6 protein-coding genes and 2 pseudogenes are annotated in these 7569 nt (G+C 70.3%); 5 read left to right on the top strand and 3 right to left on the bottom strand.

The genetic code is table 11. The annotated features are described in order from the left end of the window. Positions 1–17 precede the first annotated feature (17 nt). Positions 18–1040, top strand: a complete 1023-nt coding sequence (locus IEY89_RS24885; RefSeq protein ID WP_189149717.1) for a TolB-like translocation protein — start codon at positions 18–20, stop codon at positions 1038–1040. A 276-nt stretch (positions 1041–1316) separates the two neighbouring features. On the opposite strand, the gene IEY89_RS24890 is transcribed toward IEY89_RS24885, so the two are convergent. Next, a complete protein-coding gene (locus IEY89_RS24890) occupies positions 1317–1739 on the bottom strand; it encodes a YjbQ family protein (RefSeq protein WP_189149718.1) in 423 nt (140 codons plus the stop codon). 284 nt (positions 1740–2023) lie between these two features. Here IEY89_RS24890 and IEY89_RS24895 point away from each other — a divergent pair. The 3 genes and pseudogenes from IEY89_RS24895 to IEY89_RS24905 all read left to right on the top strand — a co-directional run. Next, positions 2024–2290: pseudogene (locus IEY89_RS24895) on the top strand (ABC transporter permease); the annotation flags it as partial. Next, positions 2230–3097 (top strand): annotated as a pseudogene (locus IEY89_RS24900) (LLM class flavin-dependent oxidoreductase); the annotation flags it as partial. The pseudogenes IEY89_RS24895 and IEY89_RS24900, both read left to right, overlap by 61 nt. Positions 3098–3104: 7 nt before the next feature. Next, positions 3105–4202, top strand: a complete 1098-nt coding sequence (locus IEY89_RS24905; RefSeq protein WP_189149719.1) for an NAD(P)-binding domain-containing protein — start codon at positions 3105–3107, stop codon at positions 4200–4202. 29 nt (positions 4203–4231) lie between these two features. Here IEY89_RS24905 and mltG read toward each other — a convergent pair whose 3' ends face one another. Together mltG and IEY89_RS24915 are read right to left on the bottom strand one after the other, a co-directional pair. Next, positions 4232–5110, bottom strand: a complete 879-nt coding sequence (gene mltG / locus IEY89_RS24910) for an endolytic transglycosylase MltG (protein ID WP_189149720.1) — start codon at positions 5108–5110, stop codon at positions 4232–4234. A 65-nt stretch (positions 5111–5175) separates the two neighbouring features. Continuing rightward, a complete protein-coding gene (locus IEY89_RS24915; protein ID WP_189149721.1) occupies positions 5176–6978 on the bottom strand; it encodes an ABC transporter ATP-binding protein in 1803 nt (600 codons plus the stop codon). Between the two features lie 94 nt (positions 6979–7072). Between IEY89_RS24915 and IEY89_RS24920 the strand changes: the two genes are divergently transcribed. Next, positions 7073–7543 carry a MarR family winged helix-turn-helix transcriptional regulator gene (locus tag IEY89_RS24920; protein ID WP_189149722.1) on the top strand — a complete coding sequence of 157 codons (471 nt, stop codon included), beginning with the start codon at positions 7073–7075 and terminating at the stop codon, positions 7541–7543. The last annotated feature ends 26 nt before the right edge of the window (positions 7544–7569 follow it).

The raw sequence follows: 7569 nt of genomic DNA on the forward strand, positions 1-7569 counted from the left end.
AAGCCCCGAGGATCCACATGACATCGCTGCGCCGCCGCCTGTTCATACTCGTCACCGGCGTGCTGATCCTCGCGGGGGTGGGAACCGGCGTGGTCCTGCACGCCGCCGACCGCGCGGACCGGGCGAACCGGTCGCAGCCGGGCGGCCCCGCCGTCAGCACGGGCAAGCTGACGCTCGACCAGAAGAGCCGTCTGACGTTCGTCAACGCCGCCGCCGGCCCGCACCGCACCGCGGTCGCCTCGGTTCCGTCCACCGACCCCGGGGCCGGCCGGACCGCCTCCGACCTGAAGTGCGCGCGCTTCTACGCGGCGGCCGGCACCGGCGTCTGTCTCCAGTCCGTCCCCGGTGTCCTGAAACAGAGCAACCGTGCCCTGCTCCTGGACGCCAACCTCCGCACCCTGCGCACCTACCCGCTCGCGGGCACCCCCAGCCGGGCCCGGGTCTCGCCCGACGGCCGCTTCGTCGCCTGGACCGTCTTCGTCTCCGGCGAGTCCTACGCCTCCGCGTTCTTCTCCACCCGGACGTCGATCCTGGACACCCGTACCATGCGGCTGACGCCCAGCCTGGAGACGTTCTCCATCACCCTGGACGGCAAGCCCTACCGCGCCTCGGACGTCAACTTCTGGGGCGTCACCTTCGCCTCCGACGACGACACCTTCTACGCCACCCTCAACACCGCCAACAAGACCTACCTGGTTCGCGGTTCGCTCTCCGGGCACAAGGTCACCACCCTGGTCGAGAACGTGGAGTGCCCCTCGCTCTCCCCCGACGGGACCCGTGTCGCCTTCAAGAAGCGGGTCCTGTCCCGCACGGCCCTCTGGCACGAGTACGTCCTCGACCTCGGCACCCTCAAGGAGACGGCGCTCGCCGAACGCCACAGCGTCGACGACCAGGCCACCTGGCTCGACAACGACACCGTCGCCTATGCCCTCCCCACCGACGGCGAAATCGGCGGCAGCGACCTGTGGACCGTCCCCGCGAACGGCACGGGCAGCCCCCGCCTGTTGATCACGGGAGCTTCGTCCCCCGCTCCGCTGTAGACGGCGGGGGCCGAGCCCGTCCGCGTCCAGGTGGGCGCGGACGGGCTCGCCGGGGTCAGGGCGCCTCGCGATCGCAGGAGAGGTCTCGCAGCCGCACCGCGTCGGCCATCGCCTGCGTGCCGGTGTCATGCGGGTGCAGGCGATCGCCGTTGTCCTCCCAGCCGATGATGTGTCCGCCAACGGCGCCGGCCGCGCGGTGAGGACCTCCTCGCGCTGCCGCTCCGGGGACGACGTGGCGAGCTTCAACCGCGACCGCCGCCCCCGGGACGATCACGCTCAGCCCAGGAAGCTCAGTCGAACCTGACGGTTGACATTGGAGATGTTGGTGTCGACCAGGCACACCGACTGCCACGTCCCGAGCTCCAGTCGCCCGCCCAGCACCGGCAGCGTGGCGTGCGGTGGGACGAGGGCCGGGAGGACGTGGTCGCGGCCGTGTCCGGGGGTGCCGTGGCGGTGCTGCCAGCGGTCGTCGGAGGGGAGCAGGGTGTGCAGCGCGGCTAGGAGGTCGCTGTCGCTGCCCGCACCCGTTTCGATGACCGCGATTCCGGCGGTGGCGTGCGGGACGAAGACGTTGAGGAGTCCGTCCCGGCCATCGGCCACCTCCCTCAGGAAGCTCTCGCAGTCGTGGGTGAGGTCGACGACCGTCTCCTCGGTGCCGGAGACGATGTTCAGGACGCGCGTGGTGAAGGCATTGGACATGTGCCCCATCATCACCCGGTCCCCGGGAGCCACCCCCGACCCGACTCCCGCTCCTTGATACGGAAGGTCCATTCTGCGAGACGCCATTGACCGTGGCGGTCATATCCACCTGCTGCGGGTGACCTCCGCCGCGTGTCGCCGCGGCTGCTGACGCCCTTCCCCCTCCCTTCACGCCCGCCTGGGCTCCGCCCCACCCGCACGTCCCGGATCTCTCCTGATCCCCTCCGGACGCGGCGGCGTCGAGGCACCCCCTCCCCGGTCACTCTCCTCCTCGTGGAGCACTCATGAGCATCAGCCACGCCCCACCCGGATCCATCAAACCCGACATATCGGGCAAATCTGGTCCCGGTGCGTCCGAAGTCGCCTCCCGAGACGCCGAGCGCGCCCTCCCCGAGCTCGAACCCATCGTCCCCAGCTCCACGCGCCGCACCCGCGTCCCCCGCTGGCTGCGCCGCACCTCGGGTCCGCTACTGCTCCTCGCGCTCTGGCAACTCCTCAGCAGCACGGGCGCGTTGACGGCCGACATCCTCGCCTCACCCGGGCGGATCGCCCCCTCACCGGTGGCGCCTCCTCCGAGCAACGCCGCTTCGGCGACGACCTCGACCATGACCGGCGGTACGCCCGGACCGACGAGTTCCTCTCCGTCGTACGACAAGCGTGGAGCGGTCGGCCGTACGACTTCGACGGTGGGCACTACCGGATCGAGGACGGGCTGACGGCCCTGCCGCCCGACCCGGTTGCCGCCGCTCTCCTTCGGCGGTTCCTCTCCGCCGCGGGGCCGGTCGTGGCGGGGCACGCGGATGTGTATCTGACCTGGGGTGAGCCGCCGGCGCAGGTGAAAGAGGAGATCGACTGGATTCGGTCGCCGGCCGAGCGCGGGGGGCGGACGGTCCGGTTCGGGGTGCGGCTGCACACCGTCTCGCGTGACTCGTCGGCCGAGGCCTGGTCGACGGCGTACCGCGACTGAAGGACCTCGACGCGGAGACGATCGCGGCGGCGCCGGCGGCGCTCGGCCGGAGTGAGTCGGTGGGACAGCAACGGATGGTCGCCCTGCACGGCGGCTCGCGCGACAAGCTGGAGAGCTGTCCGAACCTGTGGGCGGGCGTCGGTCTCGTACGGGGCGGCGCTGGCACCGTGCTCGTCGGCAGCCACAGTGAGGTCGCCCGGGGGCACCTCCCGCGCCCGTTCAGGGCAGCGGCGGAGGATCGAGGAGTGCCCACGCTGGGCGTCGAGCACTTCGCGCTCTCCGCTTATCCGCATCTGGGGAGGCGTACTGGTTCGGCGAGGGGATGATCCCCGAGCGGGCGCTGCATGCTTCGACTGCCACGCGGGAAGAACCTCGCCCCACCCCCGGTTAGTAGAAGCGTGAACGATACCGGGATACGCGAGGGCGTACGGGAAGTCGATGTCGTCGTCATAGGCGCCGGCCAGGCGGGGCTGTCCAGCGCCTATCACCTGCAGCGCACCGGCTTCGCGCCGGAGCGCGACTTCGTCGTGCTCGATCACGCCCCGCAGCCCGGCGGCGCCTGGCAGTTCCGCTGGCCGTCTCTCACCTACGGCAAGGTGCACGGGATGCACGCACTGCCCGGTATGGAGCTGACGGACGCCGATCCCGCGCGGCCGTCCGCCGAGGTCATCGGCGAGTACTTCGACACGTACGAGCGCACCTTCGGTCTGAAGGTGCGCCGGCCGGTGGAGGTTCGTGCCGTGCGCGAGGGCGACGGAGACGGCCGACTGCTCGTCGAGACCTCGGACGGTGACTGGTCCACGCGGGCGCTGATCAACGCCACCGGCACCTGGGACAGGCCGTTCTGGCCGCGCTACCCGGGCCAGGAGACCTTCCGGGGACGGCAGTTGCACACCGCGCAGTACCCGGGGCCCGAGGAGTTCACCGGGCAGCGGGTGGTCGTGGTGGGCGGGGGCGCGTCCGGTACCCAGCATCTGATGGAGATCGCTCCGTACGCCGCCGGGACCACGTGGGTGACCCGGCGTCCGCCGGTCTTCCGCGAGGGGCCCTTCACCGAGGAGTTCGGGCGGGAGGCCGTCGCCCTCGTCGAGGAGCGGGTACGTCAGGGGCTGCCGCCGAAGAGTGTCGTGTCGGTGACCGGACTGCCCCTCAACGACGCGATCCGGCAGGCACTCTCCGACGGCGTCCTCGACCGGCGGCCCATGTTCGACCGGATCACCCCGGACGGGGTGGAGTGGGGCGACGGACAGCGCGTCGGCGCCGACGTGATTCTCTGGGCGACCGGGTTCCGGGCCGCGATCGACCATCTGGCACCGCTCAGACTGCGTGAGCCCGGCGGCGGTATCCGTGTCGAGGGGACGCGCGCGGTCGTCGATCCGCGCGTCCATCTGGTCGGCTACGGCCCCTCGGCGAGCACGATCGGCGCCAACCGGGCCGGGCGGGCGGCCGCACGGGACATCGGACGGCTGCTCGACCAGGAGCCGGCCACTGTCTGACGTCCCGTAGGGCCGCGTGGCCCGTCAGGTCACTTGGCGGGCTGCCCGCTCTGCTGCACCTGGCCCGGGCTCTTCCGGTTCTTCTGGTTCTTCTGGTTCTGGTTGAACTCGGCGACGTTGCGCTGGTGTTCGGCGTAGTCGGCCGTGAAGCGGGTGTCACCGGGCTTCACGGTGACGAAGTACAGCCAGTCGCCCGGGGTCGGGTTGATGGCGGCGCGCATCGCCTCCTCGCCGGGATTCGCGATCGGGGTGGGCGGCAGGCCCATGCGCTGGTAGGAGTTGTACGGGCTGTTCAGGCGGGTGTCGTTCACCGTCGTCCTGAGCGTGGACCTGTTCAGCGCGTAGTTGATGGTCGAGTCCATCTGCAGCGGCATCCCGCGTTCGAGCCGGTTGAAGACGACCCTGGCCACCTTCCCCATGTCCTGCTTGCCGGCGGCTTCGGCCTGGACGATGCTCGCGATGGTGACGGCCTGGTAGACGTTCATGGCGTTGCGCTGCGCTCCGGCGGTGACCGGCGGACCGCCGAACTTCTGGTTGGCGGTGTCGACCATGAACGACAGCAGGGATTCCGGGGTGGCCTTCTCCTTCAGTGGATAGGTCGCCGGGAAGAGATAGCCCTCGGGATTGCCCTCGGCGTCGGTCGGGAGTTTCAGCCGGGCTTTGACCAGCGACTTCTTTGTGCTTCCGGCCGGCAGGGCGAGGGCCTTGTCGACCGCCTCGTACACCTGGATGGAGCGCCAGCCCTCCGGGATGAGGAGGGAGGTCGGCCGGGGGTCCCCTTCGCTGCCGACGCTCAGCAGCGGCACCGCCACGGCGGTGGCCGCGACAACGGCACCGGTCGCGATGAGGACGGCCCGGCCACGGCGCGTCAGGCGAATCGTTTTCCGTGACGGAGTGTTCATCTGCATGCGGGCACGGTAACCCGCAAAAGCTTACAAACCCGACATATTTTCGTCTTGTCCGACCGCACATGTCACCCGGTCGGCTCCAGCTGCGCGTCCCGGCGCACGAGGGCCGCGTACCGCCCGTCCTGCCGCAGCAGTTCCTCGTGCGTACCCCGTTCGACCGCACGCCCGGAGTCCAGGACCACGATCTGGTCGGCGCCCCGGACGGTGGACAGGCGGTGGGCGATGGTGAGCGTCGTGCGGTTGGCCGACAGGGCGTCGATGGCCTCCTGGACGGCGTGTTCGGTGCGGGTGTCCAGGGCGCTGGTCGCCTCGTCCAGGATGAGGACCGGCGGGTCGCGCAGGATCGTACGCGCGATGGCGAGGCGCTGTTTCTCGCCGCCGGAGAAGCGGTGTCCGCGCTCACCGACGACCGTGTCGTACCCGTCGGGCAGGGACGAGATGTGGTCGTGGATCTGAGCCGCCCGCGCCGCCGCCCGCAGTTCCTCGTCGGTGGCGTCCGGCTTGGCGAAGCGCAGGTTGTCGGCGACCGTCGCGTGGAAGAGGTACGTCTCCTGGGAGACGACGCCGACCGCGCGGGCGAGTGTGTCGAAGTCGAGGTCGCGGACGTCGACGCCGTCGATGGTGACCCGGCCGCCCGTCACGTCGTACAGCCGGGGCACGAGGTGACCCAGCGTGGACTTGCCGGCGCCGGTCGGGCCGACGATCGCCAGGCTGCCACCCGCCGGGACGGTGATGTCGACGCCGTCGAGGATCGGGCGGCTCTTGTCGTCGTAGCGGAACTCGACGTCCTCCAGCCGGACTTCGCCCTTGACGGTGTCCAGGTGGACCGGGTTCTCCGGCTCGGTGATGTCGATGGGCAGGTCGAGGTACTCGAAGATGCGCTGAAAGAGCGCGAGCGATGCCTGGAGCTGGACCCCGGTGCTCAGCAGACTGACGGTCGGCCGGAACAGGCCCTGCTGGAGCGAGACGAAGGCGACGAGCGTGCCGATCGAGACGGCCGGGCCGCCGAGCTGGAGGGCGAGGCCCGCGCTCCAGTAGATGACGGCGGGCATGGCCGACATGACGATGCCGATGACGGCCATCCGCCAGCGGCCGGCCATGCTGGAGCGCACTTCGAGGTCGACCAGGCTTTCGGACTCCGCCGCGAAGGACCGCGTGAGCGAATCGGAGCGGCCCATCGTGCGGCCGAGCAGGATGCCGCTCACCGACAGCGACTCGGTGACCGTGGCGGCCATCGCGGCCATCTGCTTCTGGCGCTGGGTGGTGATCCGCTTGCGTTCGTTGCCCACGCGGCGGCTGATCCAGACGAACACCGGCAGCAGGAGCAGCGAGACCACGGTCAGGCGCCAGTCGAGGGCGACCATCGCGACGATCGTGGCTACGACGCTGGTGAAGTTGGAGACCAGCGAGGTCGCGGTGGAGGTGACGGTGGCCTGCATACCGCCGATGTCGTTGGCGATGCGCGACTGGACCTCGCCCGTGCGGGTGCGGGTGAAGAAGGCGAGCGACATGCTCTGCAGCCGGCCGTAGACGGCGGTGCGCAGGTCGTGCATGACGCGCTGGCCGACGGTCGTGGAGATCAGTGTCTGGAGCACACCGAGGACGCCACCGAGGACGGCGCTGATGATCATGCCGAGGGCGAGCAGGCTGAGCAGTCCGGTGCGCCCCTCGGGGATCGCGACGTCGAGGGTTTCCTTCAGCAGGAAGGGGGTCGCGACGGAGACGAGGGACGCCGCGGCCACCAGCAGGCCGACGACGGCGAGCCGGCCTCGGTAGGGGCGGAAGAGTTTCAGGATGCGGCGGACCTGGCGCGGCTGGCCCGCCGAGTCGGCGGACGGGGTCCAGGCCGGTTGACGGTCGGGTTTCATGAGCTCCTTCGGGAGACTTGACGATGACGACTGGCGGAGCATAGCTCATTGTTACCTATACTCACAATGAACTGCATCCTGATATTGTTCCCGCATGAGTTCCCCTGACGCCGACGGTCCGCTCGCCGACCAGTTGCTGAGTCTGACCCGCCGTCTGCACCGCAGTCACAAGCACCAGCTGGAAGAGCGAGGAGTCGGCATCACCCCTGCCCAGTCCCGCCTGCTGCGTACCCTCTCGCACCATCTCCAGCATCACGGGTCCCCGCCACGGATGGCAGATCTGGCGGAGCGCCTGGAGGTGGTGCCCCGCGCGGTGACGACGCTGGTGGACGCACTGGAGGTGAGCGGCAAGGTGCGCCGGGTGCCCGATCCCGCCAGCCGCCGGGTGATCCGGATCGAACTGACGGACGACGGCCGCAAGGCGCTGAGCGAGCTGCGCGGAGCGCGCAGGGCGGCGGCGGAGGAGATTCTGGCGCCGCTGACGGACGAGCAGCGCACGGTGCTGGGCGGGCTGCTGGACACGCTGATGGACGGGGGCGGCGCGCCGCCCGACCGGCGCTGCTGAGGACGGGGGCGGCGCTGTTCCCCCAG

The organism is Streptomyces lacrimifluminis (assembly GCF_014646095.1).
Lineage (GTDB): Bacteria > Actinomycetota > Actinomycetes > Streptomycetales > Streptomycetaceae > Streptomyces > Streptomyces lacrimifluminis.